Annotated in this window: 24 protein-coding genes; all 24 read left to right on the top strand. The window is 31.7% G+C overall.

Going from position 1 to position 25925, the window contains the following annotated elements:
* The first annotated feature begins 27 nt into the window (after positions 1–27).
* The 24 genes from DK441_RS18060 (at position 28) to DK441_RS18175 (ending at position 25910) form a co-directional block, all read left to right on the top strand.
* A complete protein-coding gene (locus DK441_RS18060) occupies positions 28–1149 on the top strand; it encodes an imelysin family protein (protein ID WP_109851927.1) in 1122 nt (373 codons plus the stop codon).
* A gap of 18 nt (positions 1150–1167) precedes the next feature.
* Entirely contained in the window at positions 1168–2529 is a 1362-nt protein-coding gene (locus DK441_RS18065) for an HTTM domain-containing protein (RefSeq protein WP_109851928.1), read from the top strand.
* Entirely contained in the window at positions 2510–4984 is a 2475-nt protein-coding gene (locus tag DK441_RS18070; protein ID WP_109851929.1) for a TonB-dependent receptor domain-containing protein, read from the top strand. The genes DK441_RS18065 and DK441_RS18070 overlap by 20 nt, the downstream gene beginning before the upstream one ends.
* A gap of 48 nt (positions 4985–5032) precedes the next feature.
* Entirely contained in the window at positions 5033–5545 is a 513-nt protein-coding gene (locus DK441_RS18075; RefSeq protein ID WP_109851930.1) for a PAS domain-containing protein, read from the top strand.
* 716 nt (positions 5546–6261) lie between these two features.
* Positions 6262–7137, top strand: coding sequence for an ion transporter (locus DK441_RS18080; RefSeq protein WP_109851931.1), 876 nt, complete (start codon positions 6262–6264; stop codon positions 7135–7137).
* Positions 7138–7176: 39 nt separating this feature from the next.
* Entirely contained in the window at positions 7177–7647 is a 471-nt protein-coding gene (locus tag DK441_RS18085; protein WP_109851932.1) for a sporulation protein, read from the top strand.
* Between the two features lie 211 nt (positions 7648–7858).
* Complete coding sequence (locus DK441_RS18090; RefSeq protein ID WP_109851933.1) at positions 7859–8362, top strand: ferritin; 504 nt, start codon at positions 7859–7861, stop codon at positions 8360–8362.
* A 547-nt stretch (positions 8363–8909) separates the two neighbouring features.
* A complete protein-coding gene (locus DK441_RS18095; protein ID WP_109851934.1) occupies positions 8910–9350 on the top strand; it encodes a thioredoxin family protein in 441 nt (146 codons plus the stop codon).
* A gap of 88 nt (positions 9351–9438) precedes the next feature.
* Positions 9439–10335, top strand: coding sequence for an FAD:protein FMN transferase (locus DK441_RS18100; protein ID WP_109851935.1), 897 nt, complete (start codon positions 9439–9441; stop codon positions 10333–10335).
* A gap of 25 nt (positions 10336–10360) precedes the next feature.
* Entirely contained in the window at positions 10361–10573 is a 213-nt protein-coding gene (locus DK441_RS18105; RefSeq protein WP_025666040.1) for a DUF4266 domain-containing protein, read from the top strand.
* Positions 10574–10639: 66 nt separating this feature from the next.
* Positions 10640–11887, top strand: coding sequence for a DUF3570 domain-containing protein (locus DK441_RS18110; RefSeq protein ID WP_370444327.1), 1248 nt, complete (start codon positions 10640–10642; stop codon positions 11885–11887).
* Between the two features lie 133 nt (positions 11888–12020).
* Positions 12021–12866, top strand: a complete 846-nt coding sequence (locus tag DK441_RS18115) for a methylated-DNA--[protein]-cysteine S-methyltransferase (protein ID WP_200822864.1) — start codon at positions 12021–12023, stop codon at positions 12864–12866.
* Between the two features lie 112 nt (positions 12867–12978).
* On the top strand, positions 12979–13458 hold the full coding sequence (locus DK441_RS18120; RefSeq protein WP_109851936.1) for a DUF1203 domain-containing protein: 480 nt from the start codon (positions 12979–12981) through the stop codon (positions 13456–13458).
* 412 nt (positions 13459–13870) lie between these two features.
* Positions 13871–14257: a hypothetical protein gene (locus tag DK441_RS18125; RefSeq protein WP_025666043.1), complete on the top strand. Its 387-nt coding sequence runs from the start codon at positions 13871–13873 to the stop codon at positions 14255–14257.
* A 142-nt stretch (positions 14258–14399) separates the two neighbouring features.
* Positions 14400–14783, top strand: a complete 384-nt coding sequence (locus tag DK441_RS18130) for a hypothetical protein (protein WP_109851937.1) — start codon at positions 14400–14402, stop codon at positions 14781–14783.
* A 277-nt stretch (positions 14784–15060) separates the two neighbouring features.
* A complete protein-coding gene (locus DK441_RS18135; protein WP_109851938.1) occupies positions 15061–15405 on the top strand; it encodes a YciI family protein in 345 nt (114 codons plus the stop codon).
* A 28-nt stretch (positions 15406–15433) separates the two neighbouring features.
* Positions 15434–15778: a YciI family protein gene (locus DK441_RS18140; RefSeq protein ID WP_074408106.1), complete on the top strand. Its 345-nt coding sequence runs from the start codon at positions 15434–15436 to the stop codon at positions 15776–15778.
* Positions 15779–15783: 5 nt separating this feature from the next.
* Positions 15784–17061 (top strand): RNA polymerase sigma factor, encoded by a 1278-nt coding sequence (locus tag DK441_RS18145; protein WP_160112163.1) that lies wholly within the window; start codon positions 15784–15786, stop codon positions 17059–17061.
* 366 nt (positions 17062–17427) lie between these two features.
* Entirely contained in the window at positions 17428–19815 is a 2388-nt protein-coding gene (locus DK441_RS18150; protein WP_109851940.1) for a DUF2339 domain-containing protein, read from the top strand.
* A 96-nt stretch (positions 19816–19911) separates the two neighbouring features.
* Positions 19912–21141: a DUF3999 family protein gene (locus tag DK441_RS18155; protein ID WP_109851941.1), complete on the top strand. Its 1230-nt coding sequence runs from the start codon at positions 19912–19914 to the stop codon at positions 21139–21141.
* A gap of 414 nt (positions 21142–21555) precedes the next feature.
* Positions 21556–22032, top strand: a complete 477-nt coding sequence (locus DK441_RS18160) for a hypothetical protein (protein ID WP_109851942.1) — start codon at positions 21556–21558, stop codon at positions 22030–22032.
* A gap of 251 nt (positions 22033–22283) precedes the next feature.
* Entirely contained in the window at positions 22284–23195 is a 912-nt protein-coding gene (locus tag DK441_RS18165; RefSeq protein WP_109851943.1) for a hypothetical protein, read from the top strand.
* 51 nt (positions 23196–23246) lie between these two features.
* Positions 23247–24539, top strand: a complete 1293-nt coding sequence (locus DK441_RS18170; RefSeq protein ID WP_160112164.1) for a nuclear transport factor 2 family protein — start codon at positions 23247–23249, stop codon at positions 24537–24539.
* Between the two features lie 48 nt (positions 24540–24587).
* Positions 24588–25910 (top strand): S41 family peptidase, encoded by a 1323-nt coding sequence (locus DK441_RS18175; RefSeq protein WP_109851945.1) that lies wholly within the window; start codon positions 24588–24590, stop codon positions 25908–25910.
* Positions 25911–25925 lie beyond the last annotated feature (15 nt).

Below are 25925 nucleotides of genomic sequence, written 5' to 3' on the forward strand. Positions count from 1 at the left end.
AATTTATTAAGAATAAATAAAAATAAGATGAAGAAATCATTATTTTTAGTTTTGGTTGCGCTATTTTTTATAGCGGGCTGCTCATCGAGTGATGATTCGAATGATACAGGCGGTATTACAGATAATTTTGACCGAAAAGCATTATTAACTAATATAGCAGATAATATAGTTATACCTTCATATCAAAGTTTTTCTACCGATATAATTGCTTTAAGAACGGCAACCTCTACTTTTGTAACTACAACCGATGCAGCAAATCTTGTTGCGCTAAGGAATGCCTGGATAAAAGCATATACCTCATGGCAATCGGTTAGTATGTTTGAAATAGGAAAAGCAGAAGAACTTTCGCTAAGAAATTTTATGAATGTATATCCTGTTACTGTAGCAGAAATAGAAACTAATATTACTTCTGGGACTTATGATTTTACTTCGGTAACAAAACAGGACGAACAAGGATTTGGAGCGTTGGATTATCTTTTGAATGGATTATCAACTACCGATACAGGAATTGTAGAGTTTTATACTACCAATGCTAATGCTGCTGGTTATAAAAAGTACTTGTCTGATTTGGTAGACCGTATGAATAATCTTACCGATGAGGTTTTAAATGCCTGGAAAGGAAGTTATAGAGGCACTTTTATAAGTAATAGTGGATCTTCGGCTACAAGCTCATTAGATAAATTGACTAATGATTTTATTTTTCATTATGAAAAACATTTACGTGCAGCCAAAATAGGAATACCTGCAGGTGTATTCTCAGGTTCTCCATTGGATACTACTGTTGAAGCTTTTTATAAGGGAGATATATCTAAGGCACTTTTTAATGCTAATCTTAGTGCATTACAAGATTTCTTTAACGGAAAACATTTTGGCAGTACGACTACAGGAGAAAGTTTAAAAACATATTTAGATTTCTTAAATACGATTAAAAATGGTGAAGATTTAAGTACGCTTATCAATAACCAATTTAATACGGCAAGAACAAAAGCATCAAGTCTGGATGACGATTTATCATCTCAGGTTCGTACCAACAATACCTTAATGACACAAACCTATGATGAATTACAGAAAAATGTAGTTTTTCTTAAGGTAGATATGCTTTCTGCAATGTCTATACGTGTAGATTTTGTTGATGCCGATGGAGATTAAATTTGCATATATTGTTAGATGACTTTTAAACGTAACGAATATCTGAAAAAAACAACGGAGGCTGCACCACTTGCAGTCTTTCGTATTTTTTTTGGAGTAATGATGCTAATTAGTATTATTCGTTTTTGGAGCTACGGATGGATCGATAAACTATACATTCAGCCTAAGTTTTTTTTCTCATATTATGGTTTCGAATGGGTAAAACCTATAGGAATCTACACCTACATTATTTTTGCCATATGCGGAATTTCTACAATTTTTATAGCACTTGGTTTTAAATATAGGATTGCAATAGTTACTTTTTTTATCAGTTTTACTTACATAGAATTGATGGATAAGACAACATATCTTAATCATTACTATTTTATAAGTCTACTTAGTTTTGTAATGATTTTTTTACCTGCAAATCGGTATTATGCATTAGATGCAAAACTGAAAAGAATTTCTTATCAATTAATTCCTAACTGGACAATTGATGTTATCAAATTACTTTTAGGGATTGTGTATTTTTATGCCGGTTTGGCAAAACTTAATTCTGATTGGCTGGTAAAAGCAATGCCTCTTAAAATATGGTTACCTTCTAAATACGGTGTACCTCTTTTGGGAGATTTGATGCAAAAAGAATGGATGCATTATCTATTTAGCTATTCGGGTGCGATTTATGATCTTACGATTCCACTATTATTATTATATAGAAAAACGAGACCTTTTGCTTTTATTCTGGTCGTTATCTTTCATATTTTAACCCGAGTTCTCTTTCCTATAGGAATGTTTCCTTATATCATGATTGTGAGCACATTAATATTTTTTGATGCTAATCTTCATCATAAAATATTAGATTTTATTTCGAAAGTGTTTAAAATAAACAAGGTACAGTTTGATACCAATACGGCACTACAGTTTTTTCCCAAGAAAAATAAAGTCCTTTTAACCTCTATAACTATATTCTTTGCTATTCAATTGCTGTTACCGTTTAGATATATATTATACCCGGGAGAGTTATTCTGGACAGAAGAAGGGTTTCGGTTTTCGTGGAGGGTAATGTTGATGGAAAAAGCGGGCTATGCTAATTTTAAAATTGTTGATAGTGTAACCAAAAAGCGATTTTATGTGGATAACGACGATTTTCTTACGGCTTTTCAACAAAAACAAATGGCATCGCAACCTGATTTTATATTACAATATGCTCATTATCTAAAAAAACATTTTGAAAGTCAAGGGCATCAAAACATACAAGTATTTGTCGAGAGCTATGTAGCACTTAATGGTAGATTAAGTACACAATATATAGATCCAACAGTAGATTTGGGAAAACAAAAAGAATCATTTAAACATAAAAATTGGATTATTCCATTTAAGGATGAAATTAAGGGATTATAGTATATTTTTTGGAACATTATTAACAATAAGCTCAGTTTTTGGGCAATATCAATTTAAGGGAACAGTAACAAATCTGGATAATCAACCCATTGCAAATGCCGAAGTATATAACAGAACTAACGGTAAGCAGACCATTACAAATACCGATGGTCAATTTAAATTTGCAGACTTACCACAGGGAGAGTATCTGATTACCATTTTTAGTTTTGATTTTGAAATTTTGGAACAGCACATAAAGATTGAAGGAGATGCATCAAAAGATTTTGTGTTGAAACCTCTTGGAGAAGAACTTTCTGAAGTTTTGATCACACAACGAAAAGAAAAGATTTTTGGACTTAAACAACTTAGACCTGTAGAAGGAACTGCAATTTTTGCAGGTAAAAAAAGCGAAGTGATTTTAGTAGATCAAACCGTTGGTAATTTAGCTTCAAATAATTCTAGGCAGATTTATGCTCAGGTCGTTGGATTAAATATATACGAAAACAGTGATGCAGGCCTTCAGCTTAATATTGGAGGTAGGGGATTAGATCCAAACCGATCTGCTAATTTTAACATTAAACAGAATGGCTACGATATAAGTGCCGATGTTTTAGGATACCCCGAGAGTTATTATACTCCTCCTGCAGAAGCTTTGAGTGAAATACAAGTTGTTCGCGGGGCTGCATCATTACAATATGGAACTCAGTTTGGAGGACTCATCAATTTTAAAATGAAGCAACCCAATCCCAATAAAAAAATAGAACTTATATCCAGGCAATCATTAGGATCATTTAATTTATTTACGAGTTTTAATAGCATTAGTGGTACTTTAGGTAAGTTTAGTTATTACACTTATTTTAATTATAAAAAAGGTGATGGTTATAGACCAAATTCAGAATTTGATTCTAAAAACTTTTACGCAAATATTGGGTATGCTTTTACCGATAAAACAAAACTAACTTTTGAAGCCACATATCTTGATTATCTGGCACAACAACCGGGAGGGCTAACCGATACTCAATTCGATGAAAACCCAGAATTTAGCAATAGAACCAGGAATTGGTTTGATGTAAACTGGAAATTATTCTCTCTAAAATTAGAACATAAATTCTCTGATAAGACTGACTTTAGTTTAAATCTTTTTGGTCTTGATGCTTCTCGAAAAGCAGTAGGTTTTAGAGGAAATCCTTTTATACTAAACTCAAACCCTATTACGGATGTAGATGAAACAGATGCTAATGGTAATTTTGCTTTTCCACGTGATTTGATTGTAGGTAACTTTAGAAATTGGGGTGCAGAGGCTAGATTATTAAGTAGATACAATTTGTTTGGTAAGGAATCAGTTTTTTTAATAGGTTCAAAATATTATCAGGCTAATAATGACTCTAGACAAGGCCCGGGAAGTATAGGAACTAATGCAAATTTTGACTTTGCTTCACAAGCATTTCCAGATTACCCAAACCAATCTGATTTTGATTTTCCTAACCTGAATGTAGCACTATTTGGAGAGCATATTTTTAATATTTCTGATCGCTTTTCAGTAACTCCTGGTTTTAGATTTGAATATATTAAAACCGAAAGTGAAGGAAGTTATAACCAGGTTAATTTTGATTTGGCAGGAAATCCTATATCTAATACGACTTTAGTAGATAACAGAACTTTGGATCGCTCATTTTTACTTTTTGGTATTGGAGCCAGTTATAAGCCAAATACTCATTTAGAAGCATATGCCAATTTATCTCAGAATTATAGATCGGTTACTTTTAGTGATATTCGAGTAGTAAGCCCAACTTTTATAATTGATCCCGATATTTCTGATGAAGAAGGTTTTACTGCCGATTTTGGCGTTAGAGGAAAAATAGGAGGAAATAAACTGTCTTATGATATTGGAGGTTTTGGATTGCTATACGATGATCGAATTGGGATCGTATTAGACGACAGAGCCAATAGAGTTAGAAAGAATATAGGGAAAGCATTTATTTATGGGGTAGAGACTTTTATGGATTGGAATATTCTTAATACATTTTATGAAGGAAACTCAGATTTTAGATTTAATTGGTTTGTTAATGCATCTTTTACAGAATCAGAATATATAGAGTCTGAAGAAGCAGGGGTGAAAGGTAAAAAAGTTGAATTTATACCAGCAGTGAATTTAAAGACGGGATTAAAATTTGGTTACAAAAACTTTCTGGCTAACACACAATTCACCTATTTGTCAGAACAGTTTACAGATGTAACCAATGCTACTAATGCACCTTCTGGAGATAGTCGTAATGGTATTATTGGAGAAATCCCATCATACCATATCCTTGATTTTTCAGTTTCTTATAGATATAAGAAATTTAAACTGGAAACAGGAGTAAATAATGTTTTAGATACCGATTATTTTACCAGAAGAGCTACTGGTTATCCTGGCCCAGGGATTATACCCTCCGAGCCTTTAACCTGGTATACAACTTTACAGTTTAAATGGTAAGCACTAGAATAGTTTTTGGTGTTAGTAATGTATTAAAATGAAATTGTAATGAATGAATTGTATGAGTATGACAGTGTGGTTGCGAAACATCATGAAGAGACATCTAGTAGGGTATTACCATTAGTTTCATGGGAGTTTTATGGAGAACACCTTTCAGTATTAGAAAGCTTTAAAGAAGATCTTAATACGTTAAAGAAAATTACCAAAAACTGGAATTTTACGAGAGACTATTACCAAGAATTTATTCAAGAACAATCTGTTATTGTTATCACGAATCCCAATCTTAAAATTGTATACGCTTCACAAAATATTGAAAAACTAAGTGGATATTTACCTAATGAAATTATAGGCAATTCGCCAAAAATATTTCAGGGTGAAGATACATGTACCAAGACATCTGCAAAAATAAGAACTGCTATAGATAGTGAGACTCCTTTTGAAGTATCGATTGTAAACTATAAAAAAGATAAAACCCCATATTTATGTCAAATTAAAGGATTTCCGGTTTGGGATAAACATGGTAAATTGGTTAATTATATTGCTTTTGAGAAAGTAGCATAGTCATATTTTTATGAAACTAAATCTTGACCTAAGTTCTAATAACTTCATTAAATGCTATTTTTAGAGAAATCTATGTTTCAAAATTAGAATAGATAATCTATTTTACCTTTCATTTTTTATTCAACATCTCATTCGTCCCTTTTTTGGGTGTATTCATCACAAAAGCTATATTAAAATTTTGAATATATTTTTTATTCTTAAAGATTTGCCTTTAGGTATGTTACTAAGGAATGTTTGTTTAAAACAAAGAAAGGATGAAGATTCAAAGCATTTTAATTCATTTGTATATTAAGTTGTTCATTAATTATTGTTTAAAAATGAAGTGATACTAATCTTAATTTTATTAAAAATGGGTAATTATGATTATTTCAATTATAGAGGCATGAAACGTCAATTTAAAGAAGATAAAATTAATTGACTAAAAATGACAAATTACCATACTATTAATTATCGTATTGTTTTCGTTAGATTAGTCAACTTTCAGGTATAATACTAAAAAAACACTTAATTCAAACAGTAATAGTTGTTTTTTTAGGCCAATCCATTTAGAAATAGACTTTATGTTTGGGTACTTTTGAACAGTATAGTAAACCAATTATAGATTTTAAGAATTGCATTTGTATTATTATATACATGTCTTTATAAACTTCTATAGGCATTTTTTAATAGAAACTTTACTAGTAAAATTTTTCTCACAATTGATATTAAAAACTTTTATGGTAAATCTATGTAAATCAATAAGTAAAAGTAAATGGTTTCAAAACCTGGTCACAATTGCAATTTTAGTTGCAGGTGTTCTGGTTGGGATTGCTACGTATCCCAAATTTTCTTCAAAGCATGAACAAGTGCTAGAATTGTTAAATCAAATAATTTTAGGAGTTTTTATTATAGAAATCGTTGTAAAAGTTATTGCAGAAGGAAGAAAACCCTGGCTTTATTTTACAGATGGATGGAATGTTTTTGACTTTATTATTGTAGCAGCTGCATTTCTTCCTTTTGGAGGAAGTTCTATAGCCATATTACGTTTACTACGCTTATTAAGAGTTTTAAAACTTATAAAAGCATTACCAAAACTTCAAATGTTGGTAGGAGCACTATTAAAAAGTATCCCTTCTATGGGATATGTTTCTATTCTATTATTGTTGCTCTTTTATATCTATGCTGTAGCCGGTGTGTTCTTCTTTTCAGAAAATGACCCAATACATTTTCAGGATTTACAAAGATCAATGTTATCCCTATTTAGGATAGTAACCTTAGAAGATTGGACAGATATTATGTACATAAATATGTTTGGATGCGAGAATTATGGGTATGATGGTAATATGAACCTTTGTATAAACTCAAAAAGCGCTTTAGTACTCTCGGTTACTTACTTCGTTTCATTTGTCCTTATCGGGACTATGATTTTCTTAAACTTGTTTATAGGGGTTATTATGAATGGTATGGACGAAGCAAAAAACGATATGCTACTCGAAAATCAAATACAATCTGGAGAAAAAGATACAAGTATCGAAGATGTAGAAAGCAAAATATATGAACTACAAGAACTGTTGGTGCTCTATAAAATTCAACAAAAAGATGATGAGATATAAAAATAAATGGTATTCAATAATTAATTTAAACTAATAAATATGGGGTTTCTTAATAAAGTGAAAAGTAAGTTAGGTATTGGCGGGGTAAAGGTTGAGTTACAAGTACCTGGACAAGTTTCTAAAGAAAGCGAACAAGTAGAAGGTAAGGTTGTGTTAACCACCAAAAGCGAACAAGAAATTGTCGAAGTTGAAATAAAATTAGTAGAAGAGTTTACAACAGGACGAGGAGATGACAAGAGCAAGGAATCTTTTGATTTGGGTATGGTTAAGTTTTCTGACACTTATTCTATTAAACCAGGAGAAGTAAAAGAAATCCCTTTTGTTTTACCATTTAAGTTGTTAAAATCTAATGCAGATTCATTAGCTGAAAAAGGAGGAGCTCTTGGCGCACTTGGAAAGGTGAGTAAATTTACCTCTAACGAAAAGTCAAAATATATGGTAGAGGCAAATGTAGATGTAAAAGCAGCTATTCTTGACCCTTCTGATGAGAAGGATATTAAACTAATGTAGTTCTTATTTTGATAAAAGAGATAAAGCTCAATACTTATTTTATTTTGTAAGTATATGTGATTAAAAAGTTAATCCTATTTTGCCTATATAGTAGAATTCACTTTTTTGAAGACAAATTATCGAAACCAGCAAGGGAGGGTGATGTAATTGTTTCTTGTTCTGATAGAATTATGTATTTTAGTTCGATATTATCGAACAACACTAAATAAACATGATAAAAGAAATAGAACAACTATTAAATGATCAAATAAAATATGAAGCAAAAGCTTCTGCTCAATATCTTTCGATGGCTTGTTGGGCGGATACTCGTGGATATAACGGTATTGCAGATTTTTTTTATACGCAATCAGAAGAGGAACGAGTACATATGACCAAGCTGGTTAAATTTATTAATGAACGAAGTGGTAATGCTGTTATTCCTGCAGTAGACAAACCTAGGGATGATTTTAAATCGTTGATGGAGCTTTTTGAAACGTTCTTGGAAAGCGAAGAATTTGTTACAGGAAAAATTAATAATGTTATATATGAGTGCCTGCAACATAAAGATTATAATGTACATAATTTTATGCAATGGTATGTAGCAGAACAGCTAGAAGAAGAGGCAACAGCACGAACATTGTTAGATAAACTTAAAATTATTGGCGACGATAGGTCTGGTCATTATTTATTTGATAGAGATATCAACACTTTTCAAGCAGCAGAAGAACCTAAATGATTGTTAATAAGTTAATAAAGATAAAATAGAGATTCCTTTTTTTGGAATCTTTTTTTTATATTTTTGTACTTTATTTAGATTCAATAAAAATTATATCAGTGCAAAGTTCAGGTACTCCATCATTATATTCTCCTTGTCCGGCTGTCAATTGTGAAATAGCCTGTGGAGGGAAAAAGAAAAAATGTTGTAAAAAATATAAAAAGAAAGGAAAATCTAATTGCAAAAGATGTCCTAAGCTTTAGTTTATAAGGCTTTATAATATATTTTGGATGTTAATTCATTCTCGAAAAACGGAAATACCCACAGGTGTTTCCGTTTTTTTGTAAAAAAATGACTAATCAATGTAGGGTATTTTTTTATATAACTGTATTATAAATAGAGGCCAAATTAAAGGTTGTAGTAAATAAGAGTAAGTATATAGTCTTGTTCGGTATAAAAATTGTTCTTTTAATAATTATTTAGACTTAGTACGTATTATGACCTTAAGACGAATTTTAAGTACTAATTAACAATTTGAATAGTTACTATAAGGTAGATTTACATTGATATGAAAAAGATTATTGTAGTTGTCTTCCTGATATTTTCGGGAATTAATTGGGTAAGTGCCCAGGAATGGCTAACCAATTTTAAAGAAGCAAAAAGAATTGCACAGGAAAATGATAAAAATATAATTTTGGTATTTGCCGGTTCTGATTGGTGCGCACCCTGTATTAAATTAGAGAAACAGATTTTGCATACAGAAGAATTTCAGGGATATGCCAAAAAACATTACGTATTATTAAAAGCCGATTTTCCGCGTAAGAAAAAAAACCAATTACCCGAAGCTTTACAGCATCAGAATAATGCGTTGGCCGAGAAATACAATAAAAGTGGAGGTTTCCCATTAGTTGTTGTTTTAGATAAGAATGGCAAAAAACTTGGAGAAGTTGGTTATAAAAAAGTAACACCAAATACATACTTAGAAATGCTAAGTACAATGATTAAATAATATTTTGAGATTTTTCATTACCCTTTTATTCCTGGCTACTATAAGTAGTAGTTTCTCACAGCAAATATATAAGCGTACCCTAAAACTAATGGGAAGTCGTTTTGATATTACTGTTGTCGAAAAAGATAAGACAACTGCTAATCAATACATCGATATTGCTATCGAAGAAATTCAGAGAATCGAAAAATTGATTTCTTCGTGGGACAAAAACTCCCAAACTTCTCTAATTAATGACAACGCAGGAATTAATCCCGTGAAAGTTGATGCAGAACTTTTCGACCTAATATTTAGAGCTATTCAGATTTCTAAATTAACAGATGGCGCATTTGATATTAGTTATGCCTCGATGGATCGAATTTGGAAATTTGATAATAGCATGAAAGAAATGCCCTCTGAAGAGGAAATTAAAGCATCAGTAGCGAGAGTAGGGTACAAGTATATTGTTTTAGATAAAAAGAAATCTACAGTATTTCTAACCCAAAAGGGGATGAAGATAGGGTTTGGAGCTATTGGCAAAGGATATGCAGCAGATAAAGCCAAAAACCTCTTAATAAGTAAAGGAGTAAAAGCCGGAATCATAAATGCTTCTGGAGATATGAATACCTGGGGAAAACAACCCGATGGGAGTGAGTGGAAAGTTGCAATTACCAATCCTTTGAATAAAAATAATGCATTTGCACTATTACCAGTGGTAGAAAAAGCCGTAGTGACTTCTGGTAATTATGAAAAATACGTAATTTTAAATGGTAAACGGTATTCTCATATTATTGACCCCAGAACAGGATACCCATCTACTGGTGTTGTAAGCGCTACAGTTTTTGCTCCAAAAGCTGAGTTAGCAGATGCATTGGCAACTTCTGTTTTTGTGATGGGAATTGAAACGGGATTAAATAGAATCAATCAATTAAAAGGGATTGAATGTATTATAATTGATGATCAGGGAAATATTCATACCTCTGATCATATTAAGATAGATAATAAATAACAATAATTCTTATAAAACGTACTTTATGAATAAGTTGATACCAATACTTTTAGTACTAGTACTTTCTCTTAACTCATGTGTAGCTGTAAAAGAATACGAAAAAGTACAAATCAATGACCCTGATATGGAATTAGCGCTCAAAAAAATTGATCGTTTTGAAACTAATTTTCAGGCATATAGAGAATCTGCTGCTGGAGCAAATGGAGGAAAAACAGGTGGAGGATGTGGTTGTAATTAAGAGGTACTCCTCCTCTTAAGTAAAGAATTTAAAAACATACTAAAAACTTTTATAAAGTAAAGATCTTTGAGAAAAATTCCTTTAATAATAGCATTATTATCTATAGTGATTGTAACCGCACAGGAGCAACAACAGGATGATACAACAACATACAAAAAGAGAGTATTAGAATCTGCAGAAGTAGATTTTTTGATGAGTTATTATACTCAGGATGGAGATAATGCTGCCGTTACAGGTGGTGTAGGTACAGAAGAACTCACTGATCTTACTCCAACAATAGTGGTTTCTATCCCACTAAATGATGATGATGTATTAACTATAGATGCAGGAATATCGGCATATTCATCGGCTTCTTCTAGTAATGTTAACCCTTTTGATGGTAATGGTGCTGCAAATCCTTTTGTAGCTTCTTCCGGAGCATCACAAAAAGATGTGTTAACGACAATATCAGGAAGTTATAGTCATAGTAGTGATGATCGAAATAGTGTGTGGTCGGCCAATATTGCGGTCGCAACCGAGTATGATTATTTTTCTATAGGCTTTGGCGGTAGTTATTCAAGACTTTTTAATGAAAAAAATACAGAATTAAGCATAAAAGCTAATGTGTTTCTAGATACATGGAAAGCAATATATCCCTCAGAATTAAGGGATCAGCCTACATTTACGAAGTTTGATGATGAATCTCGTAATTCGTATTCTGTAGGATTAGGATTTTCACAAATTTTGTCTAAAAGGTTACAAGGATCTCTTTCATTAGATTTTATTCAACAGGAAGGCCTTTTGTCAACACCGTTTCAACGGGTACAATTTGCAGATGTGACCGATGTAGTTATTGAAGAATTTACATATGGTGATGATGTAGAAAGATTACCGGACTCTAGGTTTAAAATAGCTGCAGGAGGAAGATTACATTATTATATTAATGAAATTTTTACAATACGAACATTTTATAGGTATTATACAGATGATTGGGGAATTAATTCGCATACCGCAAGTATAGAAATACCGATTAAAATCACAGATAAATTTACACTGTATCCTTCATATCGTTTTTATACACAAACAAAAGCAGATTATTTTGCACCATTTAACCAACATCTGTCTACACAGCAATTCTATACCTCGGATTATGATTTATCTGGTTTTGATGCAAATCAATATGGTTTTGGTATTAGTTATACCGATATTTTTACAAAATTCCATATCTGGAAACTTGGTTTAAAAAGTATTGATTTTCGATTTAGACAATATGAACGTAACTCTGGACTAAGCTCTAGTTTGTTTTCAGGAGGATTTAGTTTTATAATGGATTAAATCAATTATTACAGCGTAATTTTTCTAACCATAAAATACTATTATTTTTATTCTGTATTGAAATAAGCAAGTTCTGGGTTTTAAAAATACCTTGAGCTAAATACTTTTATACCGTTTTTAAAATTAAAGTATTATGAAGATAAGTGAGCAAAATCAGTTTCATTACAATCGTATTGCAGAGGCGATAACGTATATTAAACAAAATTTTAAAGATCAACCTAATCTGGATGAGATTGCAGAAAAGGTACATATCAGCCCTTTTCATTTTCAAAGACTCTTTACAGATTGGGTAGGAGTGAGTCCTAAAAAATTTTTGCAGTACACTAGTTTAGAGTACGCAAAAAATATTTTAAAAGATCAGCAAACCACTTTGTTTGATGCGGCATACGAGACCGGACTTTCTGGAACAGGAAGATTACATGATCTTTTTATAAAAATAGAAGGAATGACACCCGGAGAATACAAAAATGGAGGTCAGAACCTGGAGATCAATTATAGTTATGCCGAAAGCCCGTTTGGTAAAATGCTGGTAGCTTCAACCTCAAAAGGTATTTGTCATATGACATTTGCAGATGATGACAATGCATTTACAACACTACAACAACGTTTTCCGAAAGCAAAGTTTACTCAAATCGTAGATAGACCTCAGCAAAATGCTTTATTTATTTTTACGAAAGACTGGAGAAAATTAAGTCAAATAAAATTACACCTTAAAGGAACTGATTTTCAATTAAAAGTTTGGGAAACATTACTCAAGATCCCAAAGGGAGGATTAACAACATATGGTACCATTGCCAATCATATTCATAAGCCTAAAGCATCCAGGGCCGTAGGAACCGCTATAGGTAGTAATCCTGTTGCGTTTTTAATTCCTTGTCATAGAGTAATCCAATCTACAGGTGATTTAGGACAATACCATTGGGGCAGTACACGCAAAACTGCTATAATTGGCTGGGAAGCTGCAAAAATTAATTCATAACCAAGCAAGATTCGGGTGTTTTACTTTTTGAATTCTTAGCAATTTTGCTATATCAAGGTTATGTAATAAGTTTTTCTGCTACATAATCTAAGCTAAATCATAAAACGAGTATATGAAAAAATTTAAGATTGTCCCGTTAACAAAAGAATATGTATCACGAATTAAAGAAACAAAAGTAGATGATTTTGATTATCCTGTTGTTGAACAAATAGCTACAGGTTATGGACCTTGTCGTATTTCTTTAAAAAAATTTGATCCGGGAAAAGATACTCGGCTATTGATTAGCCATAGTCCTTTTGAAATTAAAAATGCATTCAATCAACCAGGTCCTATTTTTGTTCACAAAAAAGAAGTCGAACCTTATAAGAACGATCATCAATTTCCGCCAGAAATCAAAGCAGATAAACAAAATTTTCCTCTATCACTAATTGGGTATAATACAAAACAAAATATGGTATTTACAAAATTGGTAGGCGATGATGATGTAGATCTTTTGATTTCAGAAATATTTCATGACCACAACGACATAGCATATTTACATGCCAGAAATGCTGAAGCTGGTTGTTTTATATGTAAAATAGAAAGAATATAATTTTTTAGAACCTCCTAAAATATTTAGAATAACTTTCATTTTTTTATATATAAAAAGGGAACACTATCCTTATGTGTTCCCTTTTAGCCATTTACGTTAATAGATAAGTTATGGGCGTTTTTATAATAAAACGTTTATACAGCATAATACCCTACCCCTAATTAATTTCCTATAACAGTTCTTAAAGCTTTTAACCAAAAAATGGATAAACAAAATATGTACAAGATTTTTAAAAACCTTAATATGTAGGAATCCAAATAATAGTAAAATTAAAATGAAAGTCTCGGTAAATTATATTGTTTTACATCAATTGTATTGCATTTATCGTATCTGTAGAAAGATATTTAATAACATAGTATTAGGGATAAAACCAAAAAAAACGTTAAATTTATCCTACCTAAATGCCCAAATTATGCAATCCAAATTAATTCTTACCATCGTTAGTATAGCTATGCTAACATTGAGCAGCTTTAAAAATAGCCCTGAACACCAGAAAAATGATGGTGAAAAAGAAAATATTAGTGTATATCAAGGTGGTCCAAAAGAATTAATAGGAAAATGGGTAATGGATGGTGATCCTAATACTTATATAGAATTGAGGTCGGATGGAACCGTTATAGAAAAGTCTTTAGGAGAACCTCTAAAAAGGTATTGGTTATTAAAAGATAGTAAACTTTGCTTAAAAGCGACATCGGTAGAGGGAGGTACAGAAAAGTGTTTAGAATTTGTGCTAAGAAAAGATATGTTGGTGATTACTATGAATGAAATGGAACTCCACTATGCAAGATCTAAAGAATAATATAGTCCTGGTATAAAATTTGTGATTAGGATAAAAGAATTGATAATTTTATCACCTTATTTGAGCATTAAAAAATATCAAAAACTATAGATTACCAAAAAAACATTAAATTTATATCCTTATTTTATCAAAAAATTGAATTATGAAAAGACCCCAATCTATATCCGTAATTTTTACAACTGTTATATTAGCTGCAACGCTAATGAGTTTTAAGACAAAGCCTGTACAGCAAAATCAGACGTTAGAACCTGAAGAAATTGTAATTGATCAGGTTATAGCCAAAGAATTGATAGGAATATGGGTAAAAGAAGATGATCCCGATACAGTTATCATGTTTAAGTTGAGTAATCTATTTGTAGAAAAATCAAAAACAAAGACGACTAAAAAGAAGTGGTCTGTAGACGTAAAAGATCGTAAAGTATGTATTGATAATTCAGAATGTATGAATTATGAAGTAACTGAAAATACATTGATTCTCTATAAAAACAAAGAAAAAATAGTATACAATAGATCTACTAAAGAATAAGAATTTTTTTAAGAAAACAACATTTTAACAAAATTCTATAAAAAAGACAGCGGGTGTATTTTAATACACCCGCTGTCTTTTTAACAATGATTCTTGATTTTTTCAATATGTAGATAGACTTATTTGTTGAAAAACAATATAGTATAGAACTACATATGTTGTTTTTTGATATTAGAGAATATTTTTGTCAAAAAAACCATATTGCTTGTCCAAAAATCAAAAAAGTGTTCGTCATAGTAGTGTAAAAAATAAATAAACCACTTAAAAAAACAGACAAATGAAAGAATTTATGTTTCTTTTTAGAGGAGATGACAAAGTATGGGATTCTAAATCTCCAGAAGAACAACAAAAGCATATGCAAAAATGGCAACAATGGATCGGTGAGATGGCTCAGCAAGAAAAATTTGTTGGAGGTGAGCGATTATATTCACACGGTAACACAATTTATCCCGGAGGAACCAAAGTAACAGATAGACCATTAACAGAAGGAAAAGAATTGGTTGGAGGATATTTGGTTATTAAAGCAAACAACCTGGAAGATGCTACCGAAATGGCAAAAGATTGCCCGGGATTACAATGGGATTCTTGTGTAGAAGTACGAGAAGTATGGCCAGAAAGTTAGGATAACAGAACATTTAAAAAATACAGTGATGAAAGAATTTATGTTTATTATTAGAGGTGGAGAGGATAAGTATAGTAATAATTCTCCTGAAGAAATGCAACAACATATGCAGCATTGGCAACAATGGATGGGTGGTTTAGCAAAATCAGAACAACTTATTGGTGGTCAACCCTTAATGAGCGAAGCTAAAACCCTTACTGAAGGTGGTAAAAAAATAACAGATCGCCCATTAGCTGAAGGAAAAGAACTAGTTGGGGGATATTTGCTAATTAAAGCAGATTCTCTGGATCATGCTGCACAAATAGCTAAAGGTTGTCCAAGCTTTGAGTATGGATGCAGTGTCGAAGTACGAGAAATAAGCCCAATGGAATAACTTTTTTGGAAAATAGAGATCACATAGATCATACATTAAACCATCTTTTTAGACAAGAATCTGGAAAGATGGTTGCTGTATTGATTAAAATATTCGGTACCGAAAATATAGAATTAGCAGAAGATGTAGTACAGGATGCTCTGGTTAAAGCCCTAGAAACCTGGAAATTTAGAGGGATGCCGGATAATCCGAGAGCATGGTTATATCGCACGGCTAAAAATAAAGCTATAGATATTATCAGGCGTAATAAGCATAGTAGTATTATTGATTTTTCTGATCCCGAAAAACAACTACTAACTTCTGGGTATACGCTAACTTCTACAATGGATACCTACTGGCAGGAGCAACATATAAAAGATGATTTTCTGGGAATGATGTATGCATGCTGTCACCCCGATATCTCCCAAGAAAATCAAATTACATTTATTCTGAAAGCATTATGTGGATTTAGCACTAAAGAAGTTGCAAGGTCTTTTCTTACCAGTGAAGATACTATTTCTAAGAGATTGTATAGAACCAAAGAATATTTCAGAAAACGTAAGATACGTCCTGTAATTCCTACTATTAATGAAATTAATCTTAGAACCAAAACAGTACTTAGTGCAATCTACCTCATGTTTAATGAAGGATATAATTCTACTCATGCCGATCAATTGATTCGCAAAGATCTGATTAGTCAAGCAATGTTTTTATGTCGATCCCTTTTATCCGAGAAACGTACACAGTTACCCAAGGTTTATGCTTTGATGGGATTAATGTGTTTTCATGCCTCCAGAATTAATAGTAGACTAACAGAAGAAGGGAGGCTTATTTTGCTTTCTAAACAGGATCGTACAACATGGAATGCAGAATTAATACGATCTGGAGAACAGTATCTAAATAAAGCTGCTTTTGGAGGCGAACTCTCAACATATCACCTAGAAGCCGCTATAGCATATCAGCATTGCTGTGCAAAGCAATATGCAGATACAAACTGGAAAATGATACTAGAGTATTATGAACTCTTATTAAAGATTGCTAATGATCCTATCGTTTTTTTAAATCGATGCCTGGTTATTCTAGAACTTAAAGGCCCAAAAGAAGCAATAGCAGCACTCGGAAGTGTAAAGAACGACAAGTTACTAGAAAAATACTACCTATATCATGCAACTTTAGGCGAAATCTACCAACGATTAGAAGATAATAGCAGAGCTACAACATACTACCAAAAAGCAATACAACTTACCCAGTCCAAACAAGAAAGACAGTTTCTAAAAGATAAAATTGCTCGTATATCAAATTGAAAATCGGTTATAATAACGATGTTTCAGAAAATCTTTTTACCTTTTCAGAATAAATGCCTTTTATTCTGTAACTCTATGCGAAATAAATAATATTTTTCACGGGAAACAGTGTTCTATAAATTGCACGTATTATAGATATTTGTTTATTATTCAAACTGTGTATACTATAGATTTAGTTTTGAAAAACTAAACAGGATAAAAATAAATTTTGAAAAGAAACAGGTTTTAATTTATTATAGTGAGTAGTATGTACTCTTAGAAGTAATGATATAGTGTTAAATGTAACCTTATTATATTTTGTAGTATCTTAATTTATAAGCGTTTTGAGGAATATTTAGCATTAGGTAAATATAAGAATATTGTAATATGGGAAACAACCAAGATCAGATACATCAGCTTTTGGAAAAGCTTGAAATCCTACTGAAAAGACAACAAGATTTCTCGACTCAAATACAAGGCCTTAAAGATGAGATATATAAGCTAAAAACAACATCGACCAACCAACCTGATATAAAAACAGAAAATCCAACTCCTGTTTCACCTATAGCCGAAGTTACAAAAGAAAGTGTCAAAGAACCATCCTCTTCGGTTAAGCCAGAGGCAGTGCAACCAGCATTAGTAAAAGAAGAACAGCCTGTTATTACCAAAACAAGTATACCAAAAAAGAAATCTAACCTTGAAAAATTTATTGGAGAAAACTTAATCAATAAAATAGGTATTGTGATTATTATCATTGGTGTTGCTATTGGAGCAAAGTATACCATAGAAAATGATCTAATAGGACCATTAACCAGAATTATACTCGGGTATTTAACAGGATTAGGGCTTTTAGGAATTGGAATGAAACTAAAGAAAAAATATAAAAACTTTAGTGCCGTATTGGTTAGTGGTGCCATGGCTATTTTATATTTTATTACCTTTTTAGCATACGACTTATACGGCCTGATTCCGCAGACTTTGACATTTATTCTTATGCTATTATTTACGGCATTTACCGTTTTTGCAGCAATACAATATAATAAGCAAATTATAGCTCATATAGGACTCGTAGGAGCCTATGCAGTTCCTTTTTTATTAAGTGACGGATCGGGTAGAGTAGTAATTCTGTTTAGTTATATGGCGATTATTAATATAGGTATTCTTATTATTGCTATCAAAAAATACTGGAAACCCCTTTACTTTTCGTCTTTTTTGCTTACCTGGATCATTTTTATGTCATGGTATGGCGATAAATACACAATAGAAGAACATTTTACCCTTGGTTTTATATTTCTTACTGTCTTTTTTATCACATTCTATCTTATGTTTTTGGTATACAAACTCAGAAAAAAAGAAAGCTTTAAAACCATTGATGTAATTCTACAATTATCTAATTCATTTATCTTTTATGGTATTGGATTTTCGATGTTAAACAATCACGAATACGGTAAGGATTTATTAGGTGTATTTACATTGGCGAATGCAGTAATTCATTTTGTAGTAAGTGTTATTGTGTATAGATTAAAACTGGCTGATCGCAACCTGTTTTATTTTGTATCTGGTATGGTTTTGATTTTTATTACGATTGCATTTCCTGTACAACTAGATGGAAATTGGGTTACACTACTATGGGCAGGAGAAGCAGCATTGTTATTTTGGATTGGGAGAACCAAAAAAGTACCGATATACGAAATCCTCTCGTATCCGCTGTGGGCCTTAACTTTTTTTAGCCTTTTGCATGATTGGGTCGTGGTATACTATAGATATAGCCCAACACTACCAGAAACCAGGCTAATACCAGTGTTTAATATTTATCTTATGACATCAATATTGTGTATTGTGTCTTTTGCATTTATCTATATCACACATCGTAAAGAGAAACTATCTTTCCCCTGGCCAAAGCAACCCTGGTTGTATACAATGCTTACCATAGGTTTAGCATTACTATTGGTATGTACTACCTACTTTACATTTTGGATAGAGATCGATAGTTATTGGAATCAGGTTTATCAAGATATAGATCACCATTACATTTCCCAAAATATCGATAGTACAGAACAGTATACAGTTTTATCAGATACTAGAAATTTTAGAGCTATTTGGCTCATTAATTATAGTTTGTTGTTCTTGGTTATTTTGTCTTTTGTGAATATCCAAAAAATTAAAAATAATGTCTTGGGGTATATCACTCTTAGTTTTATGTTGTTAGCTCTTTTTGTGTTTTTGACCAGAGGATTGTATTTGCTAAGTGAGTTTAGAGACAGTTATTTAGAATTAAAAGGAACAGAATTTAGTGTAGCAGCTTTTTCTCATATAGGTATACGATATATTTCTTTTGGATTTGTAGCAGGTTTGCTATTTACTTTTTATAAGTATGTACGGCAAAAATTTCTGGGTAGAACCTTTAAGATTGCTTTTGAAATTATACTACATTGTACATTAATCTGGATAGTGAGTAGCGAATTAATACATTGGTTAGACTTGTCGGGGTATACAGAAACATATAAGCTTGGATTAAGTATTTTATGGGGTGTTTATGCGTTATTGCTCATTGTTTTAGGAATATGGAAACGAAAGAAATATTTACGTGTCTTAGCAATTATAGTATTCGGAATTACACTTATAAAGTTATTCTTTTACGATATTTCACATATGGAAACTATTGCAAAGACTATTGTATTCTTAGCTTTAGGAGTGCTTCTTTTGATTATTTCATTTTTATACAATAAATACAAACATATTATTGCAGATGAAACAAATAGAAACAAACCTTAAAAATTTCTTTATAAAGGATATGTTTAAAACCTGTAAAGTGAGAGTGTCATAATTATATGTGCTCTTAATTCTAGATAATTAAAAAGGTGTAAACTCATGAAAAAGAAAATTATAATGTTTCTGGTACTATTGATTAGTTTTGGGGCTTATGCCCAGATGGACCAATATGCTTATAGAAGTATCTTACCAGAGATAACAGACACCTGGCATGCTATTAGTCTACCCGATGAAATATTTAGTAAAGTTTCGCCAAATCTATCTGATATCAGAGTTTTTGGGATCACAAATAAGAAAGATACAATAGAAGCTCCTTATCTTTTACGATTAAAAACCGAAAAAAAATCCTTTACCAAAATACCTTTTACCATCTTAAATACCTCATTTAATGAAAAAGGAACATATATTACATTAGAAATCCCAACTAAGCAACCAATTAATCAGATTCATTTGGATTTTGAGCAATCTAATTTTGATTGGTTAATTACCTTAGAAGGGACTCAAGACCGTAAAGAATGGTATACCATAAAAGAAGACTATCGTATACTTTCTATAAAAAATGAACTTACAGATTATCAATTCACTACAGTACGATTTCCTAATGCGCAGTACCACTATTTCAGGATACTGATAAAAAGTACTAAAAAACCAGTTTTACAATCGGCTAATGTAACCAGATATGAAATTAAAAAGGCAAATTACAGGGAATATGGCATAGAAAAGCTAAATATTCAGAATCCTAAGGGGACCAAAAAAACTATTATCGATGTAAGTCTTAAAACTCCAGTTCCCGTAAGTTATATTGGTGTCCAAGTACAAGAAACTTTTGATTATTATCGTCCTATATCTATTCGATATGTAACAGATAGTATACAGACTCAGAAAGGCAGTTGGAAACCTAGATATAGAGAGCTTAGTTCGGGAGTACTTAATTCTATAGAAGATAATGTATTTACCAATACGAGTACAATTGCTCAGAAATTTAGAATGGTGATTGATAATCATGACAATCAACCTCTAAAAATTAATAAAGTAATTGTTAAAGGATATCAACACGAACTTGTTACACGTTTTACGAATCCGGGAACATATTATTTGGTTTATGGAAATGATAAAATGAAAAAACCTTCTTATGATCTTAATTATGTATCTGCCAAGATCCCAGATGAGATGACAACACTATCACCAGAAACACAGTCGACTATTGGTCACGAAGAATCTTCTGTAACAAAGCCTTTATTTGCTAATAAAATTTGGCTATGGGGTATAATGGGTATTGTGATCCTGTTGTTAGGAGGATTTACATTATCTATGATGAAGAAAAAATAAAAAGCATATTTTTTTCTGCAGAATGATAAGAAAAACCTATGAAAAACACTTCATTTGGGTTTATGTGATTTATACTTTTATTTTTTTTGAGTATTGATATAGTATACAGTACTTTATTAGGAGAAAAAAACTGAATACTGTTGAGGAAAACCGTAAATAACTATAGAAATAATTACTTAGGTTAGCAGTATTACACATATGATAATAAAGTTTTTAATCATACCGAATAGAGTCTTGATTAATGATAAGTTTCATAGTTAGAGAATTAATATCCTGTGTGGATATGTCTTAGTGTAATACAGAATCAGAAAATGAATAAGAAATAAATAAAAACTCTACATCTTACCTGTTATGGTGAGATTACGTCCAATATAATAAGCTCCAGCTTAAGGACTCCAAAAAGAAAACTTGTAAATGAAAATTGAATTACTATCTATTTTTGATGGATTATTTAGTGTAAACACTAAAGAAAAGAAGCAAGAAACGAGTGCTTCCAAAATTTTTATGACCGATACACATACTAATTCTGGTAGAACCTTGATGATCGAAGAAGAAGACTATGCAGTTTGGGCTTATCTCCTGAGCACAGATAAAGAAGATATTGATTTTGATGGCTTTCTATGTGCAGTAATTGATCCAAGATTTTCTGATGTAAAATTGTATAAGAACATTCGGGAAAGAAGAGATGCACCATTACCAGCCTTATATGCTAATCGATATAGTTATGTTAAAAATCTTAAAAAGAAAGATATAAAAATACATTGGCAAGAAGAATATGTAACCATATTCATAAAGAAAAAAGCATATCTTGTTATGGATCTAAATGCCAGAACCAGCTATTCAAAAGGGTTAGCGAATGATTGTGACTACGGAAAACAACTAAAAAGCTAAGCAGGATATAACCCATTACCTTCTCTAAACAACATCTATTTCTCGATGAAATACAAATATTTAGCTTTTGACAGAATGTCGAGATAGATATTTAATATAGAGGTATGATCTTACCGTTCAGCAAAAATATTTAACTATAAGAGTATGATTGTGTTACCTTGATGCATAGAACAGAATTAGTGACTGTTAATAGGAGTCAGTTAGTTTCATCAGGTAATTGATTCTTTTTGCTAGTTAAAAATCAAAAAACAATGAACAGAAACATCGTGCTTATAATTAGCCTTTTAACTATAAGTCATATATTTTCTCAACAAATACCAGATACAACCTATAGTCCCGAGATAATAACAAAAATGTATCCTAAAAAATCAGGCACTACAATATATATAGATCAGGGACATCGTAATTTTCATACAAAGAATAATAGGTTTTTGCCTTTTGCAAAATTAGTATCAGAAGATGGGTATAAAGTCGATGGTTTTGATGGGAAATTTAAAAAAGAGAAGCTAAAAGATCTTAAGATATTGGTGATCTCTAATGCGTTATCAGAAAATAGCAGACCTCCTTTTGTTGCTCCCACAGAGAGTGCTTTTTCGACAAGTGAAATAAATAATGTAAAAGAATGGGTTAAAAACGGAGGCTCTCTTTTTTTGATCGCAGATCATATGCCTTTTGCTGGGGCCTCTGCAAATCTTGCAAAAGCTTTTGGTTTTACATTTTATGACAGCTTTGTAATGGATGCCGATGATAAAGGAATTTTTGACTTTTCTCGAAAAAATGAAATGCTCGGTAATCATCTAATAACAAATGGAAGAAATCATCAGGAACGAGTACACAAAATAAGAACCTTTACAGGGCAAGGGTTTAAAACACCAAAAAAAGCTTCTTCTATTTTAAATTTAAAAAAAGAATATACCGTCTTTATAACAGATACTATGTGGGTTTTTAATGAAAAAACTCCAAGAATTTCTGCAGAAAATTTATCTCAGGGAGCTGTCTTAGAATATGGAAAAGGCAGAATAGCGGTATTTGGAGAAGCAGCCATGTTCACGGCTCAAATTGCGGGTAGAGATAGGGTTAAGGTCGGGATGAATTCTGCAGAAGCAGCAGAAAACTACCAGCTGTTACTTAATCTAATACATTGGTTAGATAGGGTGTATTAATCTAACGATATGAAGTGTCACTATGTAAAAAACACTAAAAAAGATATACTCATGAAAAACACACAGCGAAACAACCTGTTTTTAATAACTTCATTTTTGTTACTAACAGTATTGCATTTTCCTAAATCTAGTGCTCAGCACGCTACAACAGAACAATATTTTAGGCACATGAGATATAATCATGTATCACCACATGTAAGAATTCAGGGAATCCACGAAATAAATCAGCAAGAAGCCCAACGTACGTCTCATTATGTTTTTAAATACAATGAGAAAAAACAATTGATAGCGATTATTAATTATCATTATCACGACCAACGAAAACACCCCTTAGCAACAATAGGAGCCCATAGAACGGTTTTTGAGTACTCTGATGGTGAAGAGACTCGTACTTTTTTTGATAAGAAAGGAAAGCGAATGGTTAATGATCGTGAAGTCTTTAAAGAAATATACCAATATGATAAAAACGGATTCGTAAATGCACTTGATTTTTATGATTTGAACGATGAACCTATGGAGTCTAATTGGAAAATTGCGAATTATCGATGGTCAAAAAACAAAAAAATAGTGATAGAAAAACGGTATGATCTACAAAATAACCCTGTTAATATTTCACCATATTTTGAATTTGGGATAACAGGAATTTTATATAGAAAAGATGGATCTCCAAAAGCTAATTATAATCTTAATGAGAAATTAGAAATTCAAGAAAACTCAATAGGAGTGGCCTCTTATGAAGATACCTATGATGAATATGGAAATCATGTTAGGTATTCTTATCACAATGCAAAAGGAGAATTAACTAAAAACCAATGGAATTTTGCAGCCAACAACCAAGAGTTTGACGATAAGGGATATCTCATAAAAGGAGCAATGTTTGACGAAAATAACGAACTAACGCACGAACGAGATTTTCCTTCTGTTACTCATATAAGAATGGCTAGCCCGGCAAGTAAAAAAGATAGCATAGAAATCAGCGAAAGGGCATTAGGGTATTTAGTAGCACTACAGGAATTAAAACCTGATCTTATGAAAGAAGTGTTTCATAAAGATTTAGCTAAGAGAACAATGGGGTTTGATCGAGAAAAACAAAAAGAAATGATTAGAGAAACTAGCTATGAACAGATGGTAGAGTTTGCAAAATCATGGAACAAATCCGGAACCAGATTTCCTCCCAAACCAAGTAATAAAATAAAGATATTAGATATCTATAATCGAATAGCTACAGTTAAATTGATTTCAGACAATTGGGTAGAATATTTACATTTAGTAAAAACAAATGACCAATGGCAAATCATAAATTTACTTTGGCAACATAAGAATATAGATCGATATCCAAACTAAAATAAATAAAAATAACACTTCAGATACATTATAATACAGATTAAAATAATGAAAAGTAAAATATTAATATTCGTCCTAATTGCCTTAACTCCAATACTTCTATTAGCTCAATCAAATACCGATGTTATTAAAAGAGTACAGAAGCTTATGACAGAGAACTATGTTTTTCTGGATAAAGCAAAAGAAGTAAATCAACGTCTGGACGAATTGATGAAAGAAAAGTATTTTGATACTTTTAAAAAACCAGGAGAGTTTGCAAAAGCGTTGACAAAAGAGATGCAAAAAATCACAAATGATAAACATCTAAATATTGCTCCTCCAAGACCTCGAAATAGTAGACCGAGTAATCCTTTAGGTTTCATTCCCATGCATCTGCAAAATATAGAACGTTTTAGAAGAGGAGGATTTGGAGAAGTTAATTTTTTTGAAGGAAATGTAGGTTATGTTCATTTAAAAGGGTTTAGAGTTGAAGACACTATAAAAGTAGATCCTCTAATGAAGTATTTATCAACTGCCGATGCAATAATTATCGATTTGAGAGGAAATGGCGGTGGTAATGGTCCTGTTGGAGTTAATTTAAGTAGTTATTTTCTTCCCACAAATCTACCACTAACTGGCGTGTATACACGAAGAACAGATACTATGGAAAACTATAATACTGTGCCTGTTAAAGGTATGCAAAGATTAGAGGTTCCTTTATTTATATTAACTAGCGGTAGAACTTTTTCTGCATCCGAAGCTTTTGCATATGATCTGCAAGCAAGAAAAAGAGCCACAGTTATAGGAGAGAACACTGGTGGTGGTGCACATCCTGTAAATTTTATGAGATTACCGCAAGGGTATAGACTTATTGTTCCAATTGCTCGCTCGATCAACCCTGTAACAAATACAAATTGGGAAGGTGTTGGAGTGATCCCAGATGTTAAGTCTTCTGCCGATGATGCATTAGAAAAAGCTAAAGAAATAGCTAAAGCAAGTGCTGCAAAGTATAGAGAGAAACCCTTTAAACAACTTGAAAAGATTTTAGAAAAAAATGAGTTTACAAAACAAGATGAAGAAACTGTTTGTGAACTTCTACAATTGATATTGAAAAGAGGTCATATGGAAAGTTTTATGGTTAACGATATGGGGTATAATTACCTGCGGGAAAAAAATATAAAAGCTGCTCTGGCAATTTTAAGAGCAGGGTCAATCCTTTTTCCTGATTTTCCCAATGCCCAAGATAGCTATGCCGAGGTTTTAGCGCAAAACGGACAAAATAAATTGGCATTAAAACATTATGAAGCAGCTGTAACTATTGCAAAACGTAAAAAAGATAAACAAACAGAATTATATGAGAAGAACTTAACTAATTTTAAAGCTAAGATGTGATTAATTACGATAAGC

Origin of the sequence: Aquimarina sp. AU58 (genome assembly GCF_900312745.1) — a bacterium.
GTDB classification, from domain to species: Bacteria; Bacteroidota; Bacteroidia; order Flavobacteriales; family Flavobacteriaceae; genus Aquimarina; species Aquimarina spinulae.

Excerpts from the sequence above, each read along its gene's own strand:
- DK441_RS18060 (WP_109851927.1), top strand. The coding sequence starts at position 28 with ATGAAGAAATCATTATTTTTAGTTTTGGTTGCGCTATTTTTTATAGCG.
- DK441_RS18075 (WP_109851930.1), top strand. The coding sequence starts at position 5,033 with ATGAATGAATTGTATGAGTATGACAGTGTGGTTGCGAAACATCATGAA.
- DK441_RS18130 (WP_109851937.1), top strand. The coding sequence starts at position 14,400 with ATGAAAAGACCCCAATCTATATCCGTAATTTTTACAACTGTTATATTA.
- DK441_RS18150 (WP_109851940.1), top strand. The coding sequence starts at position 17,428 with ATGGGAAACAACCAAGATCAGATACATCAGCTTTTGGAAAAGCTTGAA.
- DK441_RS18070 (WP_109851929.1), top strand. The coding sequence starts at position 2,510 with ATGAAATTAAGGGATTATAGTATATTTTTTGGAACATTATTAACAATA.
- DK441_RS18170 (WP_160112164.1), top strand. The coding sequence starts at position 23,247 with ATGAAAAACACACAGCGAAACAACCTGTTTTTAATAACTTCATTTTTG.
- DK441_RS18135 (WP_109851938.1), top strand. The coding sequence starts at position 15,061 with ATGAAAGAATTTATGTTTCTTTTTAGAGGAGATGACAAAGTATGGGAT.
- DK441_RS18165 (WP_109851943.1), top strand. The coding sequence starts at position 22,284 with ATGAACAGAAACATCGTGCTTATAATTAGCCTTTTAACTATAAGTCAT.
- DK441_RS18125 (WP_025666043.1), top strand. The coding sequence starts at position 13,871 with ATGCAATCCAAATTAATTCTTACCATCGTTAGTATAGCTATGCTAACA.
- DK441_RS18090 (WP_109851933.1), top strand. The coding sequence starts at position 7,859 with ATGATAAAAGAAATAGAACAACTATTAAATGATCAAATAAAATATGAA.
- DK441_RS18100 (WP_109851935.1), top strand. The coding sequence starts at position 9,439 with ATGGGAAGTCGTTTTGATATTACTGTTGTCGAAAAAGATAAGACAACT.
- DK441_RS18175 (WP_109851945.1), top strand. The coding sequence starts at position 24,588 with ATGAAAAGTAAAATATTAATATTCGTCCTAATTGCCTTAACTCCAATA.
- DK441_RS18105 (WP_025666040.1), top strand. The coding sequence starts at position 10,361 with ATGAATAAGTTGATACCAATACTTTTAGTACTAGTACTTTCTCTTAAC.
- DK441_RS18155 (WP_109851941.1), top strand. The coding sequence starts at position 19,912 with ATGAAAAAGAAAATTATAATGTTTCTGGTACTATTGATTAGTTTTGGG.
- DK441_RS18080 (WP_109851931.1), top strand. The coding sequence starts at position 6,262 with ATGGTAAATCTATGTAAATCAATAAGTAAAAGTAAATGGTTTCAAAAC.
- DK441_RS18160 (WP_109851942.1), top strand. The coding sequence starts at position 21,556 with ATGAAAATTGAATTACTATCTATTTTTGATGGATTATTTAGTGTAAAC.
- DK441_RS18140 (WP_074408106.1), top strand. The coding sequence starts at position 15,434 with ATGAAAGAATTTATGTTTATTATTAGAGGTGGAGAGGATAAGTATAGT.
- DK441_RS18095 (WP_109851934.1), top strand. The coding sequence starts at position 8,910 with ATGAAAAAGATTATTGTAGTTGTCTTCCTGATATTTTCGGGAATTAAT.
- DK441_RS18115 (WP_200822864.1), top strand. The coding sequence starts at position 12,021 with ATGAAGATAAGTGAGCAAAATCAGTTTCATTACAATCGTATTGCAGAG.
- DK441_RS18120 (WP_109851936.1), top strand. The coding sequence starts at position 12,979 with ATGAAAAAATTTAAGATTGTCCCGTTAACAAAAGAATATGTATCACGA.
- DK441_RS18085 (WP_109851932.1), top strand. The coding sequence starts at position 7,177 with ATGGGGTTTCTTAATAAAGTGAAAAGTAAGTTAGGTATTGGCGGGGTA.
- DK441_RS18065 (WP_109851928.1), top strand. The coding sequence starts at position 1,168 with ATGACTTTTAAACGTAACGAATATCTGAAAAAAACAACGGAGGCTGCA.